The organism is Streptomyces sp. XY431, assembly GCF_001279805.1.
Lineage (GTDB): Bacteria > Actinomycetota > Actinomycetes > Streptomycetales > Streptomycetaceae > Kitasatospora > Kitasatospora purpeofusca.
The window spans coordinates 1-21,941 of sequence record NZ_LGDO01000527.1 but is presented as its reverse complement, the minus strand read 5'-3'; the positions used below and the strand labels follow the sequence as shown (position 1 = coordinate 21,941).

Below are 21,941 nucleotides of genomic sequence, written 5' to 3'. Positions count from 1 at the left end.
CTGATCGGCGAACGCGCCGGCGCGTTGGCCGGCGGACCGGTCGCCCCTGGTCACGGTAGGTCCGGGCGCGGCGGCGGCCGGTACCCGGTAGGGGGGCAGCGTACCCGGGCGGGCGGAACGGTTCGTGCCGGGGCGGGGGCGGTCCGCGGCTCAGTTGTCGGGCGAGCGGAGCACCCGGAGGTGGCCGCGGCGGCCGGCCTCGGTGGACTCGCCCTCGGGGGCGCGGCCCTGACGCGGGGTCTGCGGGCGGGCGGCCTCGCGGACGGCGTTGGCGAGCGCCTCGAGATCGTCGCTGCTGCGGCGCAGCGGACCGGCCTCGGCAGCGAGCCTGACCACGTCCCAGCCGCGCGGGGCGGTGAGGCGCTCGGCGTGCCCGGCGCACAGGTCGTAGCAGTGCGGCTCGGCGTAGGTCGCGAGCGGGCCGAGGACGGCGGTGGAGTCCGCGTAGACGTACGTCAGCGTCGCGACGGCCGGACGGCCGCACGCGGTCCGCGAACAACGACGTACAGAGCTCACGAGGGTGGACGGTACCGCACTCCTTGCCGGGGAGCGAAGACCGCCTGTCCGGAAGGTGTGCCGTGTCGCGGTCCGCGCGCCGCCCCGGCGCTCCGCTCGCCCCGGGCGAACAGGTGCGGGGGTGGTCCACTTCCTGGCATCCAAGGACTACTCTCGGCAGTGATATGGACAGCTCCGCACCGCAGTCATCGACGGGTCCCTCACGCCGCCCCCGGCACCGTGACCGGCACGGCAGGGGTCTCCGCGGCCCGCTGGCGCCGCCGCAGGTACCGATCTCGCTCACCCGCTCCGAGTTGTTCGACGACTATGTGCGCGAGTCGGTGGAGCGTCTTGAGCGGCGCTGGCCGCAACTGATCGAGGTGGAGTTCGCCGTCCAGGAGGTGCCGCTGCACGAGCCGGACGGCGCCGACTCCGACGGCGGGGTGCCGCTGGGCCGGGTGTCGCCGGGTCAGCAGGGGCGCAAGAGCCAGATCGTGGTGTACCGCAGACCGGTGGAGATCCGGGCGAAGTCGCGCGAGGACCGCGCGGCGCTGGTGCACGAGATCCTGATCGAGCAGGTGGCGGAGCTGCTGGGGCTCTCCCCCGACGCGATCGACCCCCGGTACGACGAGGAGTGAGCCGCCACGGCGCGGGGGCCGCCACCCGAACCGGGTGGCGGCCCCCGCGCCGTGCTGTCGGCACACCGCTCAGCGCAGGACCACGCCCGGGTCCTGGGAGGCCTGCGGGACCTTGACGGTGGAGCGGTCGTCGCGCAGGGCCTGGACGGTGAACATCGGCACGTCCTTGCTGGGGAGCGCGAGCATCCGGGCGGCGACGACCGGGCCGCCGGAGACGGTCTCCACGGTGAGCGCGAAGCTGCCGTTCAGCCCGGTGGGCTCGGGCGCCGGGAGGGCGACGGTGCCGCCGGCCGGGAGCGCGACCTCCTTGGTGGTGGGGGTGCCGCCGCCGGTGCCGGCCGAGGCGGTGACCCGCACGGTGGCGGCCTCGCCGGTGGAGGTCAGGAAGAGCGTGGACGGCCCGCCGCCCCGGTTGTCGGCCACCGTGGCGCGGGCGCCGACCGGCGCGGTGCCGGCCAGCCAGGCGGCGTCGGACTTGCCGTTCGCCCCGGCGCGGTCGACCCGCAGGCCGGCCACCACGGGGGTGGGGTGCTTGTCGTCGCTGGGCGACACCCTCAGCCCGGCGACCTCGTCCCGGGTCACCTTGCCGAGGTCCACCGAGGCCACCATGCCGGCCTTGACGTGGATGGACTCGTTCCCGGCCGGGACGAACCAGCCGTTCTTGCCGGAGAGCTCGATCCTGAGGTCCGCGTCGTCCTCCGGCGGGGCCCAGACCACCAGGTGGGCGGCCGAGGTGTCGGCGGGCAGGCCGGGCATCACCTGGACGGGCGCGGGGTCGGCGGAGGCGGGCACCCAGTCGGCGCCCTTGCTGCCGTCGGCGGCGTGCAGGGCGGCACCGACCCGGCCGGAGCGGGCGACCACGTGCACGGCGAGGTCGGCGACCTGGCCCTTGCTGATGGTGGGCAGCAGGACCGACTGGGAGCTGCCCGGGGCGACGGTGATGCCGTTGGCGGCGTCGTTCTCGATCAGGCCCTTGTCGCCGTAGAGCTTGATGTCGACCACGGCGGCGGTGGACTCGGCGTTGACCAGGCTGACGTAGTCGGTGCGGCCCTCGGCGGTGGAGGCGCCCGCGAACCAGAACCCGGTGCCGGACGGCGTGCAGGTGATCCCGGACAGGCCGAGGCCGCGCTGCTCGGTGACGGTGGTGGTCTGGGTGACGGTGAAGCCGGGGGCGAGCGCGCCGGTGGCGACGGCCCCGGTGCCGGGTGCCAGGTCGCTGTTGGCGGCGGGGGCGGTCACCGGGGTGCCGGGCTTGGCCAGGGTGAGCCGGGCGTCGGCGGGCGCGGCGTTCTTGTCGGCGGCGGCCGCGGCGGCCGGGGTGGGCGCGCCGGTGGCGGCCGGGGCCGCGGGGGCGGCCGGCGTCGCGGGGGCCGACGGCGCCGCGCCCGGGGCGGCGGCGGGCGCCGCCGCGTCGGAGATCCAGCCGGTGCCGCCGTCGCCGGTGCCCGTGCCGGTGCCCGGCGGGGTGTACGCGGTGAGCGTGGTGGTGCCGGTGAGGCCCTGGAGCGGCTGCGGGCAGACCAGGGCGGTCCGCTCGACCTGCGCCGAGGTGGCGGTGGCCCGGTCGGTGGCCGCCGGGGCGGCGGGCTTGCGGAGCTCGGCGATGCCGAACACCGCCGCCAGCACCACGGCGGCGGCCAGCAGCGACCGAGTGGTGCGGGCGGCGCCGGAGCCCCGGGGGGCCGCCGGGGCCGCGCCGGCCGGGGCGCCGTCGAAGGTGCCGGTCCCCCCGGCCCCGCGGGCGGTGTCCGGCGTACCGGGCTTCTTCCTGAAGGCGGGCTTCTTCATCGCGGGTCAGCTCCCCGATCCGTGGTGGTGCGGGTACCGGCCCGGGCCGTGGGGGCTGTTCGGGTCGTTCGGGTGGTTCGGGTCGTTCGGGTCCGGCTGTTCGTAGTAGGGCTCGGCCTGCTGCTGCCCCGGCACCCAGGGCTGCTGCTCGGGCTGCTGGTACGGGTCGTAGCCGTACTGCTGCTGCTCGCCCTGGTAGGGCTGGTAGCCCTGCTGCTGGTAGCCGTCCTGGCCGCCGTACCCCTGGCCGCCGTACGGCGTGCCGACCGGCTGCTGCGCGTACGGGTCGTAGCTGTACGGGTCGGCCTGCTGGTACGTCTGGTAGGGGTCGGCGTACGGCTCGGCCTCCTGCGCGGCGGCGGCCGCCAGGACCGCTCCGGCCGACGGCTCGGCGGCCGGCCGGTCCGCGGCCGGTCCTGGCCGGCCCTCGTACACCCCGGCGTCCGGGTCGACGGGCTCCGGGCCCTCGTTCTCGGCACCCTCGCCCCGCTCGGCCATCCGGCGGGCCCGGCGGCTGCCGGGGACCGGGGCCTGCGCCTGGGCGGCGGCGGCCAGCTCGGCGGCGGCGACCACGTCCTCGGGCAGGTCGTCGTCCTTGTGGCTGCGCCGGCCGGGCAGGGCCAGCACCAGCACGGTCAGGCCGAGCAGCAGCTGGGCCCAGATCCAGCCGGTGTGCAGCAGGCTGCCCTCACGGGTGAGGACCAGCTTGCCGCCGGTGGCGGGGAGCTTGAAGCCCTGCGCCCAGCCGTCGACGGTGACCCGCTCCAGGGCGGTGCCGTCCAGGGTCGCCGTCCACTCGGGGGCGGCGGACTCGGCGAGCCGCAGCACCCGGCCCTCGGGGCCGGCCGGCAGGGTGGTGTCGATGTCGCGCGGGCCGGACGGGACCACCACCGGGACGGTGCCCGGCGCGGTGATCAGGGCCCGGGTCGCGGGGGTGCCGTCGACCTGCCAGAGCGCGGCGCCGCCGTCCTGGTTGGCCTTGACCAGGCCGGGCGTGGTGTCCAGGACGTCCTTGAAGGCCCCGATCAGCGGCTGGTCGACCAGCACGTAGGCGATGCCGTAGCGGGAGAGCGCGCCCGCCTGGTCGGCGCCGGAGCCGGCCAGCAGGCTGCCGACGGTCCGGTCCAGGCCGGCCGTGGTGCCGGTCTCCGGGTCGACGGTGGACTCGGCCTGGCCGAGCGTCAGTCCGGAGCCGCGGGCCACGGTGTACGCGACCGAGCCGCCCTTCGGGTCCCCGGTGAGGACCAGGGTGCGGGAGCGGTCGGTGGTGCCGGCCTGTTCGGCGATGAACGCGGGCACCTGGGCGCCGCGGCCCCGGTGCAGCGGGCCGTCGGCACCGGTGACGGCCCACCAGAGGCCGGTGCCCAGCGGGGCGAGCAGGGCGGCGGCCACCACCAGCGCGGCAACCGGCTGGCGCCAGCCGAAGGCGATGCCGGCGACCCGGGCGTTGGCGCCGTCGGCGCCGATCGCGGCGGCGGCCAGCAGGGCGACACCGGCCAGCAGGGTGGCCGGGCCGGACCACGCGGGCACGGCCGGACCGCCGGAGGCGGGGGTGACCGAGGTGCCGGCCACCACGACCGCGAAGACCAGTCCGGCCCCGGCGGCGCCCCAGGCGGCCAGCACCGCGCGGCGGCGGTCGGCGCGCAGCAGGGCGGCCAGCGCGGCCAGCACCACACCGGCGGAGAGCCAGACCGGCGGCACCCCGGCGCCGCCGGGGTTGACCATCAGCAGCCCGGCCGAGGTCGGCCCGGAGCCGTGCAGGCCGGGCAGGCCGGCCTCCAGCAGCAGCCGCTGCGGGTCCGAGAGCACCCGCAGCGACCAGGGGGCGAGCACCCCGACCGGCACCGCGAGGACCACCAGGACACGCAGGCCGAGCAGTCGCAGCGCGGTGGCGCCGGAGCCGAAGGCCCCGCCCCGGACCACGGCGGTGACCAGCATGGCCAGGCAGAGCGGCACGGCCAGGGCCCAGACCAGCGGGACGAAGGCGGTGGCCAGGGTGAGCAGCAGGACCGTCATCCAGGCGGAGCGCCAGCCGGGGCGGGCGCCCTTGGCGGCGCTCTCCGCGCGGATGCCGAGGCCGGCGGTGACGGCGGCGGCGCGGGCCAGCGGCGGCAGCAGCACGGCCAGGACGGCGGTGCCGATCCGGCCCTGGGCGAGCGCGCCGGTGGCGGCGGGCAGCAGCGCGTAGGTGGCGCTGGCCCAGGCGCGGACCAGCTTGGAGTCGATCAGCGGCCGGGAGACCAGGTAGGCGCTCACGGCGGAGAGCGGGACAGCGAGCACGACCAGCAGGGTGACCGCGAGGTCGGCGTGGTCGAACAGCAGCCAGGAGAGGATCGACAGCACCGCGAGGTAGGGCGGCGCGGCGGCGTCGGAGCCGGTGCCGACGGGGTGCCAGGCGTCGGCGTACATCGACCAGAGCCCGGCCGCGCCGTCGGTGGCGGGCAGCAGGGCGCCGCCGAACAGGGCCCCGCCGCCGAGCAGGTCGCGGCAGGCGACCAGGGCGAACACCAGCAGGGCGGCGAACAGCACCGGCGCCGGGCGCCGGGCGAGCTTCTTGACCAGCGCGAACTGCTCGACGACCAGGTCCTCGGAGTCCTCGTCGCCCGGTCCGGCCTCGACCGAGCCGTGCCGGCCGCCGGTGTCGTCACCGCCCCCGATGCCGAGCGAGCCGACGACGCCCTCGACGGCGAGCCGGGCGGTGGCGCCGGGTGCGGGGAAGAGCGTGCGGTCGTCCAGCGCGTCGGCGGAGCGGGTGCGGCCGCGGCGTTTGCGGGCCGCCAGCAGCCGGGGCAGCCGGACGAGTTCGTGGCCGAGGCCGGCCAGCTCGTCGAAGGCCTGCTTGGGGTCCTTGCCGAGCAGGTTGGCGAACACCCGCAGCAGGGTGCCGAGCACCAGCCGGAGCAGCACGTAGGGGAAGAGCACGCCCTTGGAGTTGGCGAGCAGGGTGAAGACGGCGCCGGCCTTGTCCACCCGGTGCGGGTGGGCGGGGCCGCAGTCGATGGCGCGGCGCTCGCGGCTGGCGGCCTCGGCGTGCCGGAGCACGGCGTCCGGGGCGACCACGACGCGGTGGCCGGCGGCGTTGACCCGCCAGCAGAAGTCGGTGTCGTCGCGCATCAGCGGCAGTGCCCGGTCGAAGCCGCCGAGCTCCTCGAAGACATCGCGGCGCACCAGCATGCCGGCGGTGGAGACGGCGAGCACCGGGCGGACCTGGTCGTGCTGGCCCTGGTCCTGCTCGCGCCGGTCGAGCCCGGTCCAGCGGCGGCCGGAGCGGGCGATGCTGACGCCGACCTCCAGCAGCTGCCGGCGGTCGTACCAGCTGCGCAGCTTGGGGCCGACGACGGCGGCGCTGGGGGTGGAGTCGGCGACCTGGAGCAGCCGGCGCAGCGCGTCGGTCTGCGGCTCGCAGTCGTCGTGCAGCAGCCAGAGCCATTCGACCGGTGTGGTCTCCCGGGGGCCGCCCCGGCCGAGGTCGTCCTCGTCGCCGAGCGGGTCGCCGAAGTCGTCCCAGCCGCCGGTGACCGGGTCGTAGCCGGAGGGGTCGAGCCGGTAGGGCAGGTCCTCGGCGCGCAGCGGCGGGCTGTTGAAGACCGCCTCGGCGACGGCGGTGCCGAAGCCGGCCCGACGGCCGAGCACGGTCGGACCGCTGTCGGGGAGCCAGTCGGCGAGGGTCTCGGCGAGCAGGCGCTGGGAGTCGTCGGTGGAGCCGGTGTCGACCGCGAGGACGCGCTGGACCTGGCGGTCCTGGCCGAGCAGGCCGGCGAGGGCCTGCGGCAGCCAGCGGGCGCCGTCGTGGGAGACGATCACGGCGGTGACCAGATGGCGCGGGTAGGCGGGCGGCCTGCTGGCGGAGGAGCCGCTCTGGTGGCTGTAGACGGTCATCGAGTGCGCGGGCCCCAGTTCTCGGTGGACACAGCCGGTGAACGGCAACCGGATGGCGCACCACACTAACGGCTCCGGGTGTCGGCTCCGTCCACGGTGTCCGTCCGGGAACGCGAAAGCGCCTCACCACAGGGGGTGAGGCGCTCCGTCGCGGGCTGTTCGCGCGGGCCGGCCGGTCGGGGTGCCGCGGCCGGCGGATCCGGGGAAGCCTGGGGATCCGGAGGTCCCGGGGGATGCGGCCACCCCGGTCAGACGGCGCTCTTCTTGAGCCGACGGCGCTCGCGCTCGGAGAGGCCGCCCCAGATGCCGAAGCGCTCGTCGTTGGCCAGGGCGTACTCCAGGCACTCGGAGCGGACCTCGCACGCGAGGCAGACCTTCTTGGCCTCGCGAGTGGAGCCGCCCTTCTCCGGGAAGAAGGACTCGGGGTCGGTCTGGGCGCAGAGTGCGCGCTCCTGCCAGCCGAGTTCTTCCTCCTCCTCGATGCCGTCACCGATCAACAGCTCAAAGAGCTCGCTCATGTGGCGCGCCTCCTCTGCCCCTATTGGCGTCCCCGTGGTTGCCGTTGCCTCGTGCGGCGGACGACACGAGTGAAATTACAGTTGCGTCACTCTGGCCCAGTCAAGCCGAGCTCTGGTATTGGGGCCGGGATTCACTCCCTGGCACCAAGCCGTTACGAATAGTGTACATAACCGGACAGATCGGACTTCTAGCCCGATTGCGCGCGAACGTCGACGAACCATTCGCGACCGGGGGCCGGGTGACATGCGGTCACCGCCACAGGCCGGTCATCGCCCTGCCTTCCCGGCGATCTTCCCATCGAAACATAGAGGGTGATTTATCACTCCATCGGGTAGTTCATGGCCGATCTCACCCGAATGTCCGCTCTCCCCGAGTTGACACCGCCCCTGCGGATGCGTTGTCCTTTTCCCTATGTCAGAGTTCCTCGGCCCCCGGAGCGGTTCCACGCTCCGCCCTGCCGTGAACTCCTGTTGTCGCCTCTGTTCCTGCCGCTGTATCTAGGCGCCCGCCGTCCCGCCGCGCGCCGCCCAGGAAGCACAGAGGCCGCCCGCGATTCCCGCCCCAGGACATCCCGGACCCGGCTGACTCCCCTGACGAACCAGCCCTCCGAGGACGACTCCCGTGCGAATGATCCGCATCCGCAAGCGGAACCGCGACCGCAGCAAGCTCGCTCTCCACGGCCTCCGCGCCGCCGCCACCCGGCCCGTGGCACCCGCCCCCGTCGCCCGGCCCGGCGACCACCCGTGGGCCGACGGCCTCAGTGACGTCTCCATCGCCGGCGACCCACTGGCCTTCCCGCACCTCGCCCGCACCGACCTGCCCACCCACCCCACCACCGTCGCCGAGTACGCCCGGCTGGTGCGTGAGATCGCCGCCGACCGGGACCGCTGGGAGCCGCTCGTCCGCTACGACGCGCTCACCCGCTGGTACGCCCGGCTGGAGACCGGCCCCGGCTACGAGGTCTGGCTGCTCAGCTGGCTGCCCGGCCAGAGCAGCGGCTTCCACGACCACGGCACCTCCTCCGGCGTGATGACCGTGGTCCGCGGCGAGCTCGTCGAGCGCTCCCTCACACTCCCCCAGCCTTCGGCCGGGGGTACCCCCAGCGGGTCGGGCTCCCGCGACCTGCGCCCCGGCGGGCAGCGGGTCTTCTCCCCCGGGTACCTGCACGAGATGGTCAACGCCTCGCTGGAGCCCGCCGTCTCGATCCACCTCTACACCCCCGGCCTGACCGAGATGAACCAGTACGGCGCCGCCGTCGTCCCCGAGCAGCACCCGCAGACGTCCGCCGAGGCCCACTGAGGCTCCGGGCGCGGTTGTCGAGGGTCGGGCTGACGACCCGTCGGCGCGTGGCAGGATGGGCGCATGCGCATCGTGGCACTGGCAGGCGGGATCGGCGGAGCGCGTTTCCTGCGCGGACTCCGGGAGGCCATCGGACCCGAGGACGAGATCACCGTCATCGGCAACACCGGTGACGACATCCACCTCTTCGGGCTGAAGGTCTGCCCCGACCTCGACACCGTCATGTACACCCTCGGCGGCGGCATCCACGAGGAGCAGGGCTGGGGCCGGACCGAGGAGACCTGGTCCATCAAGGCCGAGATGAAGGAGTACGGCGTCGGCCCCGAGTGGTTCGGGCTCGGCGACCGCGACTTCGCCACCCACCTCGTGCGCAGCCAGATGCTCAACGCCGGCTACACCCTCAGCCAGGTCACCGAGGCGCTCTGTGTGCGCTGGCAGCCCGGGGTGCGGCTGCTGCCGATGAGCGACGACCGGGTCGAGACCCATGTCCGGATCACCGACGAGCAGGGCACCCGGGCCATCCACTTCCAGGAGTACTGGGTCAAGCTGCACGCCGCCGTCGACGCCGAGGCGATCGTGCCGGTCGGCGCGGACACCGCCAAGCCGGCGCCCGGCGTGCTGGAGGCCCTCGCCGAGGCCGACGTCATCCTCTTCCCGCCGTCCAACCCGGTCGTCTCGATCGGCACCGTCCTCGCCGTGCCGGGCATCCGGGAGGCCGTCGCCGCCGCCTCCGCCCCGGTCGTCGGGCTCTCGCCGATCATCGGCGGTGCGCCCGTGCGGGGCATGGCCGACAAGGTGCTCGCCGCCGTCGGCGTGGAGGCCACCGCCGAGGCGGTCGCACTGAACTACGGCTCCGACTTGATCGACGGCTGGCTGGTGGACACCGTCGACGAGGCCGCCGTGGCCGCCGTCGAGGCGGGCGGGATCGCCTGCCGGGCGGTGCCGCTGCTGATGACCGACGTCGCCGCCACCGCCGAGATGGCCCGGGCCGCGCTGGCGCTGGCCGAGCAGGTGCGCGGGTGAGCCTGCGGATCCTCCCGGTCTCCGGGCTGCCCGAGATCGACGCCGACAGCGACCTCGCCGAGCTGATCGCCAAGGCCGCCGAGTACGAGGACGGCGACATCCTGCTGGTCACCTCCAAGGTGGTCAGCAAGGCCGAGGGCCGGCTGCTGCACGCCGCCGACCGGGAGGCCGCGATCGACGCCGAGACCGTCCGGCTGGTCGCCCGGCGCGGCCCGATCCGGATCGTCGAGAACCGCAACGGCCTGGTCATGGCCGCCGCCGGGGTGGACGCCTCGAACACCGCGCCCGGCACCGTCCTGCTGCTGCCCGAGGACCCGGACGCCTCCGCCCGCGCCCTGCGCGCCCGGCTCCGGCAGCTCACCGGACGCCGGCTCGCCGTCGTCGTCACCGACACCTTCGGCCGGCCGTGGCGCAACGGCCTCACCGATGTCGCCATCGGCGCCGCCGGCCTGGCCGTCCTGGACGACCACCGGGGGCGCTCCGACTCGCACGGCAACGAGCTGTTCCAGACCGTCACCGCCACCGCCGACGAGCTCGCCGGCGCCGCCGACCTGGTGAAGGGCAAGGCCACCGGCACCCCGGTCGCCGTGGTCCGCGGCCTCGGCCACCTGGTCACCGCCGAGGACGGCGAGGGCGTCCGGCCGCTGCTCAGGCCCGCCGCCGACGACATGTTCCGGCTCGGCACCTCCGAGGCGATCCGGCAGGCCGTCACCCAGCGGCGCACCATCCGCGCGTTCACCGCCGAACCGGTCGACCCGGGCGCCGTCCGGCGCGCGGTCGCCGCCGCGGCCACCGCGCCCGCGCCGCACCACACCACGCCGTGGCGGTTCGTCCTGCTGGAGACCCCCGAGGTGCGGACCCGGCTGCTGGACGCGATGCTCGCGGCCTGGCGCCGCGACCTCGCCGAGCTCGACGGCTGGGACGAGGAGAAGATCGCCCGCCGCACCGCCCGCGGCGACGTCCTGCGCGCGGCCCCCTACCTGGTCGTCCCGTGCCTGGTGATGGACGGCTCGCACGACTACCCGGACGCGCGCCGGGCCGCGGCCGAGCGCGAGATGTTCACCGTCGCCGTCGGCGCCGCCGTGCAGAACCTGCTGGTCACCCTGGCCGGCGAGGGATACGGCTCGGCCTGGGTCTCCTCCACGATGTTCTGCCGCGACACGGTGCGCGAGGTCCTCGACCTCCCCGAGCACTGGGACCCGATGGGCGCCGTCGCCGTCGGCCGCCCCGCCGAACCGCCCCGCACCCGCCCGGACCGCACGGCGGACGCCTTCATCGAGGTGCGGTAGGGGTCACAGCCGGCGGTAGACGTCCCGCCGGTTGCCGACGTTGACCACCAGGACGACCATCTCGCCGCCCCGCACCTCGTACACCACGCGGTAGGCCCCCACCCGCAGCCGGTAGAGACCGTCGTGCCCGGTCAGCTTCTTCACGCCGAGGCCCTCGGCGAACGGATCGTCACCGAGGGCCGTCAGCGCGCTGAGGATCCGCATGGCCTCGACCTGGCCGATCGACCTGAGCTGGCGCTGGGCGTGCGTGGTGAACCGGAAGGCGTACTTCACGCGGCGCTCCCGGCCGAGTCCGGGGGCGCATCGAACAGATCGGCCAGGAGCTCCGCCATGCTGACCGTCGGGTCGTTGCGGTGGAGCTCGGCCTCCCGCGCGGCCAGCTCGTCCGCCGCTTCCTCGATCGCGTCCAGGATCTCGATCGGCACCACCGCGCCGACACGCTCACCCTTGCGAGTGATCACAGTGATCTCGCCCGACTCCGCCTTGGTCACGACTTCGGCAAGATGGGCTCGGGCTTCACGGATGCTCAGCGATTCGGCCATGCATCGAGCGTACACCTGGCTGTGTACACAGATGAGTCACGGTGACAGTCTCGCCGCGCTCGACGGCTGCGATCACCTCGGCCGTCTGCTGGTTCAGCTCCTGCACGGTCACTTCCGTGCGGCCGGCCTGCCCCGGTACGGCGGCGTCGTACGTCGATGAACGCACAGCTCACCCGAACGTGCGGTTTCAGCGGCGGCGGTGGTCGTTGGGGGTGAGGCGGGGGCCGAAGCGGGGGGCGTGGGTGCCGGTGGACAGGAGGATCCGGCACAGGCGGTGGCGGTGCGGGCGGTAGGGCTCCAGGAGGGCCAGCATGTCGGCGTCGTCGCTGCGGACGCGGCCGGCCAGCGCCCAGCCGACCGTGTTGGGCAGGTGGAAGTCGCCGACCGAGACGGCGTCCGCGTCCCCGTTGCAACGCTGCAGGGTCTCGGCGGCCGTCCAGATGCCGACGCCCGGGACGGCGGTGAGGCGGGCGAAGGACTCCTCGTGGCCCATCGCGGAGGCCTCCTCCAGCCGGGGGGCCAGCCGGACGGCCCGCTGCACCGTCGCGGAGCGCTTCGGGTCGACGCCCGCGCGGTGCCACTCCCAGCTCGGCACCAGCGACCACTCCCGGGCCGAGGGCGCCACCCACAGGCCCTCGGACGGGCCGGGTGCCGGGGTGCCGAAGGCGCGCAGCAGGGTGTGCCAGGCCCGGTACGCCTCGCCGGTGGTGACCTTCTGTTCCAGGATCGCCGGCACCAGGGACTCCAGGACCAGGCCGGTCCTGGTCAGCCGCACCCCCGCCGCGCCGCGCTGCGCCTCGCGCAGCGGGCCGGCCGGCAGGACCAGGCCCGCCGGGTCGTCCTGGGCGCCGAGCAGGCCGGGCAGCCCGTCCAGCAGCCACTGCGCGCCGGGCCCCCAGGCGGTCGCCTCGACCACGCCCTCGGACGGCCGGGGCAGCACCCGCAGGGTGCCGATGCCGCCGGGGGTGCGGGAGGCCCGCCAGAGGGCGCCGTCGGCGGTCCTCCGGTAGGACGGGTCGGCCGGGCCCCGGCGCAGCGGCAGCAGGGTGCGGGCCACGTCCAGCGGGAAGCCGGGCCGCCAGTGGCGGACGGCTCCGGCGTCGGGGCTCCCGGGACCGGGCACGTCCGCGGGTGCGGTCCGGGGCGCGCGCCCGCCCGTCGACGTCCCGCTCACCGCCGTGCACCTCCTGCGCCGTCCGCCGACCATGGGGATATGAACGATACGCGGGTGCCGGAGCTGTCCGCCGGTGACGAGAGTGCCGTGCGGTCCCTCTACCACCGGGTGCTGGAGGGGTGGAACCTGCGGGACGGCGCGGCCTTCGCCGGGCCGTTCGCGGTGGACGGCGAGCTGATCGGCTTCGACGGGACCCGGCACGGCGGCCGGTCGGTGATGGCCGCCGAACTCGGACGGATCTTCACCGGCAGCCCGACGCCCGAGTACGTCGCCAAGGTCCGGCGGGTGCGGGCGCTGGGGTCCCGGGTGGCACAGCTGGACGCGGTCGCCGGCCTGGTGCCGGACGACGCGGAGGACCTCGATCCCGCGCTGAACGCGCTGCACACGGTGATCGCGGTCGACGCGGGCGCCGGCTGGCGGATCGCGCTGCTGCAGACCACCCCGGCCCGGTACGACGAGCGGCCGGACCTCGCGCGGGCGCTGACGGCCGAGCTGCGGGCGCTGATCGGGCGCGGGCCGGGCCCGGAGTAGGGCGGGCCCGGCCCTGGCGTCGGCGGCCCGGGCGTCAGCGGCCCTGGAGCCGCGCCGCCTCGGTGCGCAGCTCGGGGAGCTTCGGGTACAGGGCGTCGCCCGGGCACTCGGTGTTGAAGGCGTCGCGGTGCCCGGAGACGGCCTGGAAGACCGCGCCGGTGCCCGCCGGGTAGAGGCTGCCGTCGGAGCCGGAGACCAGCCGGGTGCTCCCGCCCGCGTCCTGCTCGGTGAGGCCGAGCTTCCAGGCCGCGATCCGGGCGACCCCGGTCAGCAGAGGCGCCGGGGGGAGGTCCGTGACAAAGGTGCCGATCGCCGCGACGCCCGCCGAGTCGGTGTTGAAGCCCAGCGTGTGCGCGCCGTGCACCGGCAGGTCGGTGCCGCCGGCCCGGCCCTCGTAGACGGTGCCGCAGCGGTCGACCAGGAAGTTGTAGCCGATGTCCCGCCAGCCGTTGCTCTGCACGTGGTACTGGTAGATCGCCCTGATCAGCCGGGGCGCGTCGGAGCACGCGTACTCGGTGGTGGTCGCGGTGTGGTGGACGAAGACCACCCGGACCGGTCCGGTGTACTCGAAGTCGGGCTCGCGGATCGACTCGTCCGCGCCCCAGCCGGCCCGGGTGACGATCTCGGGGCGCGGGGCCTGGTGGTGGCCGGTCCGCCGGCCGCCGTCCACCGGTTCGGCGGCCGTGCTCCGCGCGCCGGCGGACCGGACACCCTCCCCCGGGTCGACCAGCTCCACCCGCAGTCCGGGCGGCGGTCCGGCCGGACCGGGCGTCACCTCGACGGCGACACCGTCGCTCGGGCCGGTCCACAGCGGGGCGGTGGCGCCGCGCGGCGCACGGCCGGCGGCGGCGGTGGCAGCAGCGGTGACGGCGGCGTCGGCCCCGGCGTCCGGACCGTCCTCGCCGTCGGTCTCCAGCTCGTGCCAGCCGCTCCAGACTCCGGTGGCCGCGTCCCGGACGCGGACCTTGACGGTGCCCCCGGCAAGCGCCCGCGCCGGGCCGTCCCAACCGACGCCGAGCAGGTCGAACCGGCGGGCGGTGCGCCCGGCCAGGAGCCGCCCCCCGGTCAGCGGGAGCGAGGTGACCGAGCCGCCGTCCGCCGGACCCCGCGCCCCCGGCCGCTCCACCGGCGCCCCACCCCCGGCCCGGGCCTCGGCGGGGATCGACGGGAGCGTCAGGACGGCCGCGAGGACGGCGAGCAGGACGACGGGCGGGCGGCCGCGGAGGGCACGGGGAGAGATGCTCATAACCCGGATGTTCACGGGATTCCGACCTGGCCGCCACGCCACCCCGCGACCCTTCCGCCACCCCTCCCGGACGTCCACCCGAAGGCCGTAGGCTGGGGCGCACCATGACTTCGCCTTTCGCTGCCGATGCCCGTACCCCCGTCGAGCTGCTGCACGCTTACCTGCGAGGTGGCACTCCCTCGGTCGACCCCGCGGCCCCACTGGTCACCTTCTACGACGACGCCACCGGCGAACGCGTGGAGCTGTCCGCGAGGACCTTCGACAACTGGGTGGCCAAGACCGCCAACCTGCTCCAGGACGAACTCAACGCCGGCCCGGACGACCGCGCCGCGCTGCTCCTCCCGGCCCACTGGCAGAGCGCCGTCTGGCTGCTCGCCTGCTGGTCGGTCGGGGTGACGGCGGTCCCGGCCGGCGACCCGGCCGCCGCCGACCTGGTGGTCAGCGGCCCGGACGGCCTGGAGGCCGCCCAGGCCTGCGAGGGCGAGCGGGTGGCGCTCGCCCTGCGGCCGCTCGGCGGGCGGTTCCCCCAGCGCCCGGACGGCTTCCTGGACTACGCGGCCGAGGTGCCCGGGCAGGGCGACCGGTTCGCCCCCTACTCCCCCGTCACCCCGGACGCCCCCGCGCTGGAGACCGTGGTCGACGGCCTGCCGCTGAAGCTGACCGGGGACCAGACCGTCCAGCTGGCCCGCGAGGGCGCCGTCCGGCTCGGCCTCGGACCGGGCGACCGGGTGCTCTCCACCCTCTCCTTCGACGACTGGTCCGGGCTGGAGGCCGGGCTGCTGGCGCCACTGGCGGCCGGCGCGTCGGTGGTGCTCTGCCGCAACGCGGACGGCCTGGACGCCGAGCAGTGGGAGAAGCGGGTCGAATCCGAACGGGTGACACTGCGCCTCGGGTAACCCCCGGCCCCGGCCGGGCGGGTAGGGATCCCTGCCATGGCCGAGGACGACACCGAGCACCCCCCGACCGAACCCCTCCCGACCGAACCCCCGCAGACCGAAGTCCCGCCGACCGGGCGGACGCCGAACGGAGAACCGCCGACGGGACAGCCGTCGGACGGGCCGGACGGCGCCGCCGGGGCGGGAGGCTCCGGGGGCCCGGAGTCCCCCGGTGCGCCCGGTGCGCCCGGCGGAGGCAGACGCCGGCGCCGGCGGTGGCTGATCGTCACCGCCGGCGTCCTCGCCTTTCTGCTGGTCGGCTGCGGCACGCTGCTCTGGGTCGCCTACCGCAAGCTCGACGGCAACATCCGCACCGACTCCACCACCGACCAGCTGCTGGCCCGGTTGGAGGCCGAGCGCCCCAGCCGGACCGCCGGGGCCCGGGGCGCCGAGAACCTGCTGCTGATCGGCAGCGACGACCGGACCGGCGCCAACGCCACCTACGGCGCGGCCGGCGGCCAGCGCTCGGACACCACGATCCTGCTCCACCTGGCGGCCGACCGGCGGCACGCGACCGCCGTCTCCATCCCGCGCGACGTCATGGTGAGCGTCCCGGCCTGCGAGAAGCCGGACGGCAGCCGCAGCCGGCCGACGCTGATGCAGTTCAACGCCGCCTTCGAGACCGGCGGCCCGGCCTGCTCGATCCGGACCGTGGAACAGCTCAGCGGCATCCGGATCGACCACTACGTGATCGTCGACTTCGCGGGCTTCAAGCGGATGGTGGACGCCGTCGACGGGGTCGAGGTGTGCGTCCCGCAGCCGATCCACGACAAGGACGCCAAACTGGACCTCGCGGCCGGGCGGCAGACCCTGCACGGCGAGCAGGCGCTCGGCTACGTCCGGGCCAGGGAGACCCTCGGGGACGGCAGCGACACCCAGCGGATGGGGCGTCAGCAGCAGTTCCTGGCGGCACTGATCCGCAAGGTGCAGTCGCAGGACGTCCTGCTCAACCCGACCAAGCTGTGGCCGGTGCTGGACGCCGCCACCTCCTCGGTGCAGGCGGACGGCGGGCTGTCCTCGCTGGGCGAGCTGTACGACCTGACCCAGGACCTGCGCGGGATCCCGTCCTCGGACGTGACCTTCCTGACGGCGCCGCGGCGGCCGTACCGGTTCGACTCGGACCGGGACGAGTTCGTGCAGCCGCAGACCACCCAGCTGTTCGCGGCGCTGCGGGACGACCGGCCGGTGGAGGTGCGGCCGCCGGGGTCGAGTCCGTCCGCCGCCCCGGCGGGGACGAGGCCGACGGCCGCGCCCTCGGCCTCCGCGTCCGCGTCCGCGTCGGCCTCCGGGTCGGCATCGGCGTCCGCGGGCCCGTCTCCGTCACCGGGCGCGAGCGGCCCGACGGCCTTCGAGGGACGGACCGCCGACGTGGACGCCTGCGCGGTGCATTGAGCCTGGACACGATCACTGTTCCGTACACGGATCACGATCTTGGAAGGGTTCTCCCCGGAAATTCCCGGCCCTGTATTCGGCCGCGGAATTCGCTCCGGAAACCATGGCGGAGATCACACCCGGAACAATTCCCTCATCCGGCTCGTCTAGGGTGTCCGAGTCGGTCGCGCAATTCGCGCGCCGGGCCGAGGAGCGGCCGGAGGGAGGGGAGCACCCGTGCAGCAGGACATCCATGCCGGAGGAGCAGGCGCCGACCGGCACCCCGCCGAACCCGCCCGGGGCATCCCCGTCCAGCGCCGGCACACCCCGGCCGAGGCCCCGTCCGAGCCCCCGCACCCCGGTGGCCGGGCCGCCCGGCGCCGGGCCCTGACCGCCCGGCGCACCCGGCGCCGACGGGTGCTGAAGTGGACCGGCGGCCTCGCCGCGTTCGCCCTGGTGGCCGGCTGCGGCGGCGCGTACTACGCGTACCAGCACTTCAACAACAACATCACCGCCGTCAAGGTGCAGCTGGGCAACGAGGCGGAGCGGCCCAAGCCGGCCGGCGACGCCCTGAACATCCTGGTGATCGGCACCGACAGCCGGGAGGGCCTGGGCCGCGAGTACGGCGACGAGGGCAGCACCGGGCACGCGGACACCACGCTGCTGTTCCACATCGCCAAGGACCGCAGCAACGCCACGGCGCTCAGCATCCCGCGCGACCTCATGGTGCCCGTCCCGGAGTGCCAGGCACCGGACGGGAAGACCATCCCCGGGACGGCGCGCACGATGTTCAACAACAGCCTCGGCCAGGAGGGCCGCGATCCGGGCTGCACCTGGAAGACCGTCGAGAAGGTCACCGGGATCCGGGTCGACCACTTCGTGATGGTCAACTTCGACGCCGTCAAGACACTCTCCACCGCCGTCGGCGGCGTCGAGGTGTGCGCGGCCAAGGACATCAACGACCCGGACTCGCACCTGCGGATGAGCAAGGGCCGACACGTCGTCCAGGGCGACGAGGCGCTCGCCTTCGTCCGTACCCGGCACGCCGTCGGGCTGGGCGGCGACCTCACCCGAATACCGCTGCAGCAGCAGTTCATCGGCTCGATGATCCGCTCGATCAAGAGCAGCGACACCCTCACCAACCCGGCCAAGCTGTGGAAGCTCGCGGACTCCGCCACCAAGGCGCTCACCGTGGACTCCGGGATCGGCAGCGTGGACAAGCTGAAGGACCTCGCGCTGGACCTGAGCAAGGTCGACAGCGGGAAGATCACCTTCGCCACCGTGCCGGTGCTGGACGACCCGGCGGACGAGAACCGGCTGGTGCTCAAGCAGCCGGACGCCGCCCAGCTGTTCTCGATGGTCGGCGGCGACCGCTCGCTGACCGAGCCGGCGGCGGGGGCGGCGGTGCCTGAGGCCCCGGCGGCGACGGCGCCTGCGGCCACGCCTGCTCCGGCTGCTCCGGCAGCTCCGGCTGCTCCGGCAGCTCCTGGGGGTGCGGCGTCAACAGCCGCCGCGATCGACGCCAAGGACCTGCGGGTGACGGTGCGCAACGGCACCGGGACGCCCGGGCAGGCGCAGCAGACCGTCGACCGGCTGGTGGCGAAGGGCTACGCCAAGGCCGCCACCGCCGCCAACGCGCCCGTCGCGACGACCACCTCGATCGCCCACCCGGCCGGGAAGGCCGCCGAGGCGGCGGCGCTGGCCGCCGCGCTGGGCCTGCCCGCCGGCGCCGTCAAGGCCGACCCGAAGCTGGGCGCCCGGGAGGGGCTGGTGCTGGTGCTCGGCAAGGACGCTCCGGCGGCGGCCGCCGCCGAGGCCGCCGCGACGCCGGCCCCGGTGCCGAGCGAGGCTCCGAAGGACCTCCAGCGGGTCCAGGGCGACGACATCGACGCCTGCGCGAAGTAGTCCCTCCTACTGGGGAACGCCGTTCAGTGGCTCGACCGACGGCTCGGGTTCGACCGACGGCTCGGGCTCGACCGGGGCGAGCAGGCCGTCGTGCTCCCGGTACTCCTCGCCGGTGCGCGGGCAGACCCAGCGGTCCGTTCCGGCCGGTCGCAGCGGTTCGCCGGCCCGGCCGACCCACTTGATCCGACGGGCCGGGACCCCGGCCACCAGGGCGAAGTCCGGGACATCCCGGTGCACCACCGCGCCGGCCGCGACCAGCGCCCAGCGGCCCACCGTCACCCCGGCGACCAGGACGGCGCGGCCGCCGATCGAGCAGCCCCGGCGGAGTGTCACCCCTCGGGCGTGCCAGTCCTCGCCGCGCTTGAGCCGGCCGTCGACGTCGACCGAGCGCGGGTAGAGGTCGTTGGTGAGCACCGCCGCCGGTCCGACGAAGACGCCGTCCTCGAGTACCGCCGGCTCGTAGACCAGGGCGTGGTTCTGCAGCTTGACCCGGTCGCCGATCCGCACCCCCGGGCCCACGTACGCGCCGCGGCCGATGATGCAGTCCGCGCCGATCACCGCGTCCTCGCGGACCTGGGCGAGGTGCCAGACCGTCGTCCCGGCGCCGAGCACGGCGCGCCCGTCGACATCGGCGGTGGGTTCGACCCGGGCCCCGGAGCCCTCGGAAACGGCGGCGGACCCGCCCTCGACTGTCCCCATGGCGCCCGACGATAGCGTCGGGCGCGGGGACGGGAGGGCGGGTCCGCGGGATTGGCCGGATGGTGCCTCGGGCGCGTTCGGCCGTGTCCTCGGCCGTGTCCGGCCGCGTTCAGCCGCGTTCGGCCACCACGTCCGTGCTGGACGGGGCGCGGCTGCCGATCACCCTGCGGGCCAGCGAGCGGGGCGAGGTGAGGAAGCCGAAGCCCCAGCTGAGGTGCATGGTCGCGAAGGCCACCGCGAGCAGCGCCTTCGCCTTGGGCGACAGGCCGCGCCCCTCCTTCACCGCGCCGGCGGCGATGCCGAGCACATAGATGCCGGGCAGGGCCAGGAAGGCCGGGTGGACGGCCAGGCCGAGCAGCAGTCCGAGCGTCACCCCGGCGAAGGCGGTGGGGGGCGCGAGGTAACGCAGGTTGACCGAGCCGCGGTGGTAGCGGGTGACCACCCGGCGCCAGCGGCCGTAGTCCTTGTACTGCTTGGCCAGGGCCTTGATGGTGGGCCGGGGCCGGTAGGTGACGCGCAGCTGGGGGGTGAACCACACCAGGCCGCCGTCCTGGCGGATCCGGTAGTTGAGCTCCCAGTCCTGGGCGCGGACGAACTCCTCGTTGTAACCGCCGAGGCGCTCCAGCACCTCGCGCCGGAACACACCGAGGTAGACGGTGTCCGCCGGGCCGGCCAGGCCGCCGGTGTGGAAGGCGGCGTTGCCGACACCGATCTTGGAGGTCATCGCCGCGGCGACCGCGTGCTCCCACTCGGTCTCGCCCTCGGCGTGCATGATGCCGCCGACGTTGGCGGCCTCCATCTCGCCGAGCAGCCGGACCGCCGTGGTGATGTAGCCGGGGGTCAGCAGGCCGTGGCCGTCGACGCGCACCACTATCGGATGGCGGGAACCGCGGATGGCGGCGTTCAGCCCCGCGGGAGTACGCCCTGTGGGGTTCTCCACCGTCCGGACTCTGGGGTCCTCGGCGACGAGTTCGGCGGCGATCTGCGCGGTGCGGTCGGTGGACGGACCGAGGGCGATCACCACCTCCATCGACCCGGCGTAGTCCTGTTCCAGGATGTGCCGGACGGCCGTGCGCAGGTGTCGTTCCTCGTTGAGCACCGGCATGATCACGGAGACCGCCGGCAGCTCCTCAGCAGCCTTGGTGTTCATCGGGGCCAACCGTACCGGTGCGGGCGGGGTGTCGTCTTGTCCCGGTCTGGGCGTCTCCGCCCGGGCGGGCAGGGAGTGTGCGAAGGACCGTCGTAGGAGCTGTCCGGGGTCGCCCGTGGGGCGCACGGAGGAACGTTTCGCCGGCCGGGGCCCACCGTACTCCCCGGTCACGGCGCGCCCTCACCCGGCCCGGCCGAGGGCGCCCCTACCATCCGAGAGATGCCCGTCTCCCCCCGCTCCGCCCAGCCCGAAGACCCGGCCGGCGACCCCTTCGAACGGTCCGGCGACCCGCTCGAACAGTCCACCGACCCGCTCGACCGGAGCGGTGAGCCGCTCGACCGGCCCGGCGGCCCCTCGGAGCGGCGCCGCTTCTGGCCCCGCCGACTGGCCGCCGGCATCGCGTTCAGCGTCCTCGTCACCTCCTGCGGAGGCTGGGCAGTACTGCACGGGATCGGGTCGATCGACCGGGTGGACGCCTTCAGCAACGACCGGGCGCGGCCGGCCGACGACGGCTCCACCACCTTCCTGGTGGTCGGCACCGACGAGCGCGACGGGATCCCGGAGAAAACGCTCAAGACCGTGCTGCACGCCGGGGGGGAATCCTGCCACTGCACCGACACGATGATGATCGTCCAGCTTTCCGGGGACGGCTCCCGGGCCGGCGTGATCAGCATTCCCCGGGACTCCTACGTCGACATTCCCGCCCACCGGGACCCGGCCACCCGGCGGACGGTCCCGGCGGGCAAGGGAAAGATCAACGCCGCGTTCGGGATGGGCGGCCCGCAGCTGACCGTCGCCACCGTCGAGCAGAACACCGGGCTGCGCATCGACCACTACCTCCAGGTCGACTTCGCCGGGTTCGTCTCCGCCGTGGACGCCGTCGGCGGGGTCCGGGTCTGCACCGCCAAACCGCTGAAGGACGAGTACTCGGGCCTCGACCTGCCGGCCGGAACCAGCACCCTGGACGGCGCCGGCGCGCTCAAGTACGTCCGGGCCCGGCATGTGGACGGCAGCTCCGACCTGGGGCGGATGCACCGGCAGCAGAAGCTGGTCGCGCAGCTGCTGCACCAGGTGACCAGCGGCGGAGTCCTGCTCAACCCGGTCCGGCTGGCCCGGGCGACCGACAGTCTGCTCGCCTCGGTCAAGGCCGACAAGGGGCTCTCGGCGGACGACCTGATCACGCTGGCGACCCGGATGAAGGAGCTGACGGCCGGGCGGGCCGACTTCGTGACCGTGCCGCTGGCCTCGGTGGACCACCCGGTCGCCGGCTGGGGCTCGACGGTGCTCTGGGACAAGGAACGGGCCCGGGCGCTGTTCGACGCGGTGCGGGAAGGGCGGCCGCTGACGGCGGAGAACGGCGGGGCGGGCGGGACCGGTGGCGGAGCGGGAGGGGCGGAGCCTTCGGCGGCCCCGGCTACGGCTACGGCAGCGGGGGCAGGTGGCGGGGCGGCAGCGGGG

The 21,941-nt window shown here is 74.9% G+C and carries 19 protein-coding genes; 9 read left to right on the top strand and 10 right to left on the bottom strand.

The window, feature by feature from the left end; translation table 11 throughout:
• Window positions 1-150 precede the first annotated feature (150 nt).
• A complete protein-coding gene (locus ADK60_RS40835; protein ID WP_030398082.1) occupies window positions 151-516 on the bottom strand; it encodes a DUF3499 domain-containing protein in 366 nt (121 codons plus the stop codon).
• 164 nt (window positions 517-680) lie between these two features.
• Between ADK60_RS40835 and ADK60_RS40830 the strand changes: the two genes are divergently transcribed.
• The gene (locus ADK60_RS40830; protein ID WP_053652105.1) at window positions 681-1,133 is read left to right on the top strand and encodes a metallopeptidase family protein; all 453 of its coding nucleotides are present in this window, start codon (window positions 681-683) and stop codon (window positions 1,131-1,133) included.
• Window positions 1,134-1,202: 69 nt separating this feature from the next.
• Here ADK60_RS40830 and ADK60_RS45530 read toward each other — a convergent pair whose 3' ends face one another.
• The 3 genes from ADK60_RS45530 to ADK60_RS40815 form a co-directional block, all read right to left on the bottom strand.
• Window positions 1,203-2,921, bottom strand: a complete 1,719-nt coding sequence (locus ADK60_RS45530) for a DUF5719 family protein (protein ID WP_053652102.1) — start codon at window positions 2,919-2,921, stop codon at window positions 1,203-1,205.
• A gap of 6 nt (window positions 2,922-2,927) precedes the next feature.
• Window positions 2,928-6,800 (bottom strand): glycosyltransferase family 2 protein, encoded by a 3,873-nt coding sequence (locus ADK60_RS40820; protein WP_053652099.1) that lies wholly within the window; start codon window positions 6,798-6,800, stop codon window positions 2,928-2,930.
• A 248-nt stretch (window positions 6,801-7,048) separates the two neighbouring features.
• Entirely contained in the window at window positions 7,049-7,318 is a 270-nt protein-coding gene (locus ADK60_RS40815; RefSeq protein WP_030310813.1) for a WhiB family transcriptional regulator, read from the bottom strand.
• Window positions 7,319-7,946: 628 nt separating this feature from the next.
• On the opposite strand from ADK60_RS40815, the gene ADK60_RS40810 reads away from it, so the two are divergent.
• From ADK60_RS40810 to ADK60_RS40800, 3 genes are all read left to right on the top strand, one after another.
• The gene (locus ADK60_RS40810; RefSeq protein ID WP_079009125.1) at window positions 7,947-8,618 is read left to right on the top strand and encodes a cysteine dioxygenase; all 672 of its coding nucleotides are present in this window, start codon (window positions 7,947-7,949) and stop codon (window positions 8,616-8,618) included.
• A 63-nt stretch (window positions 8,619-8,681) separates the two neighbouring features.
• A complete protein-coding gene (gene cofD / locus ADK60_RS40805; RefSeq protein WP_053652096.1) occupies window positions 8,682-9,641 on the top strand; it encodes a 2-phospho-L-lactate transferase in 960 nt (319 codons plus the stop codon).
• Window positions 9,638-10,930 (top strand): coenzyme F420-0:L-glutamate ligase, encoded by a 1,293-nt coding sequence (locus ADK60_RS40800; protein WP_053652094.1) that lies wholly within the window; start codon window positions 9,638-9,640, stop codon window positions 10,928-10,930. The genes cofD and ADK60_RS40800 overlap by 4 nt, the downstream gene beginning before the upstream one ends.
• A gap of 3 nt (window positions 10,931-10,933) precedes the next feature.
• Here ADK60_RS40800 and ADK60_RS40795 read toward each other — a convergent pair whose 3' ends face one another.
• The 3 genes from ADK60_RS40795 to ADK60_RS40785 form a co-directional block, all read right to left on the bottom strand.
• Complete coding sequence (locus tag ADK60_RS40795; protein ID WP_045941562.1) at window positions 10,934-11,203, bottom strand: type II toxin-antitoxin system RelE family toxin; 270 nt, start codon at window positions 11,201-11,203, stop codon at window positions 10,934-10,936.
• Entirely contained in the window at window positions 11,200-11,472 is a 273-nt protein-coding gene (locus ADK60_RS40790; RefSeq protein WP_045941563.1) for a type II toxin-antitoxin system Phd/YefM family antitoxin, read from the bottom strand. The genes ADK60_RS40795 and ADK60_RS40790 overlap by 4 nt, the downstream gene beginning before the upstream one ends.
• Window positions 11,473-11,659: 187 nt before the next feature.
• Entirely contained in the window at window positions 11,660-12,679 is a 1,020-nt protein-coding gene (locus ADK60_RS40785; RefSeq protein ID WP_079009124.1) for a DNA-3-methyladenine glycosylase family protein, read from the bottom strand.
• A gap of 6 nt (window positions 12,680-12,685) precedes the next feature.
• Here ADK60_RS40785 and ADK60_RS40780 point away from each other — a divergent pair, with 6 nt between their 5' ends.
• Window positions 12,686-13,177 carry an SgcJ/EcaC family oxidoreductase gene (locus ADK60_RS40780; protein WP_053652091.1) on the top strand — a complete coding sequence of 164 codons (492 nt, stop codon included), beginning with the start codon at window positions 12,686-12,688 and terminating at the stop codon, window positions 13,175-13,177.
• A gap of 34 nt (window positions 13,178-13,211) precedes the next feature.
• Here ADK60_RS40780 and ADK60_RS40775 read toward each other — a convergent pair whose 3' ends face one another.
• Complete coding sequence (locus ADK60_RS40775; RefSeq protein ID WP_053652089.1) at window positions 13,212-14,423, bottom strand: peptidoglycan recognition protein family protein; 1,212 nt, start codon at window positions 14,421-14,423, stop codon at window positions 13,212-13,214.
• A gap of 104 nt (window positions 14,424-14,527) precedes the next feature.
• On the opposite strand from ADK60_RS40775, the gene ADK60_RS40770 reads away from it, so the two are divergent.
• From ADK60_RS40770 to ADK60_RS47975, 3 genes are all read left to right on the top strand, one after another.
• On the top strand, window positions 14,528-15,319 hold the full coding sequence (locus ADK60_RS40770; RefSeq protein WP_045941575.1) for a TIGR03089 family protein: 792 nt from the start codon (window positions 14,528-14,530) through the stop codon (window positions 15,317-15,319).
• Between the two features lie 36 nt (window positions 15,320-15,355).
• Window positions 15,356-16,750, top strand: coding sequence for an LCP family protein (locus ADK60_RS40765; protein ID WP_079009123.1), 1,395 nt, complete (start codon window positions 15,356-15,358; stop codon window positions 16,748-16,750).
• A 216-nt stretch (window positions 16,751-16,966) separates the two neighbouring features.
• Window positions 16,967-18,634, top strand: a complete 1,668-nt coding sequence (locus tag ADK60_RS47975; RefSeq protein WP_286185332.1) for an LCP family protein — start codon at window positions 16,967-16,969, stop codon at window positions 18,632-18,634.
• Window positions 18,635-18,640: 6 nt separating this feature from the next.
• Here ADK60_RS47975 and ADK60_RS40755 read toward each other — a convergent pair whose 3' ends face one another.
• Together ADK60_RS40755 and ADK60_RS40750 are read right to left on the bottom strand one after the other, a co-directional pair.
• Window positions 18,641-19,333 (bottom strand): acyltransferase, encoded by a 693-nt coding sequence (locus ADK60_RS40755; RefSeq protein ID WP_053652087.1) that lies wholly within the window; start codon window positions 19,331-19,333, stop codon window positions 18,641-18,643.
• 109 nt (window positions 19,334-19,442) lie between these two features.
• Window positions 19,443-20,483, bottom strand: coding sequence for a glycosyltransferase family 2 protein (locus tag ADK60_RS40750; protein WP_053652085.1), 1,041 nt, complete (start codon window positions 20,481-20,483; stop codon window positions 19,443-19,445).
• A 219-nt stretch (window positions 20,484-20,702) separates the two neighbouring features.
• On the opposite strand from ADK60_RS40750, the gene ADK60_RS40745 reads away from it, so the two are divergent.
• The coding region (locus ADK60_RS40745; protein ID WP_053652084.1) for an LCP family protein at window positions 20,703-21,941 on the top strand (1,239 nt) is incomplete at its 3' end.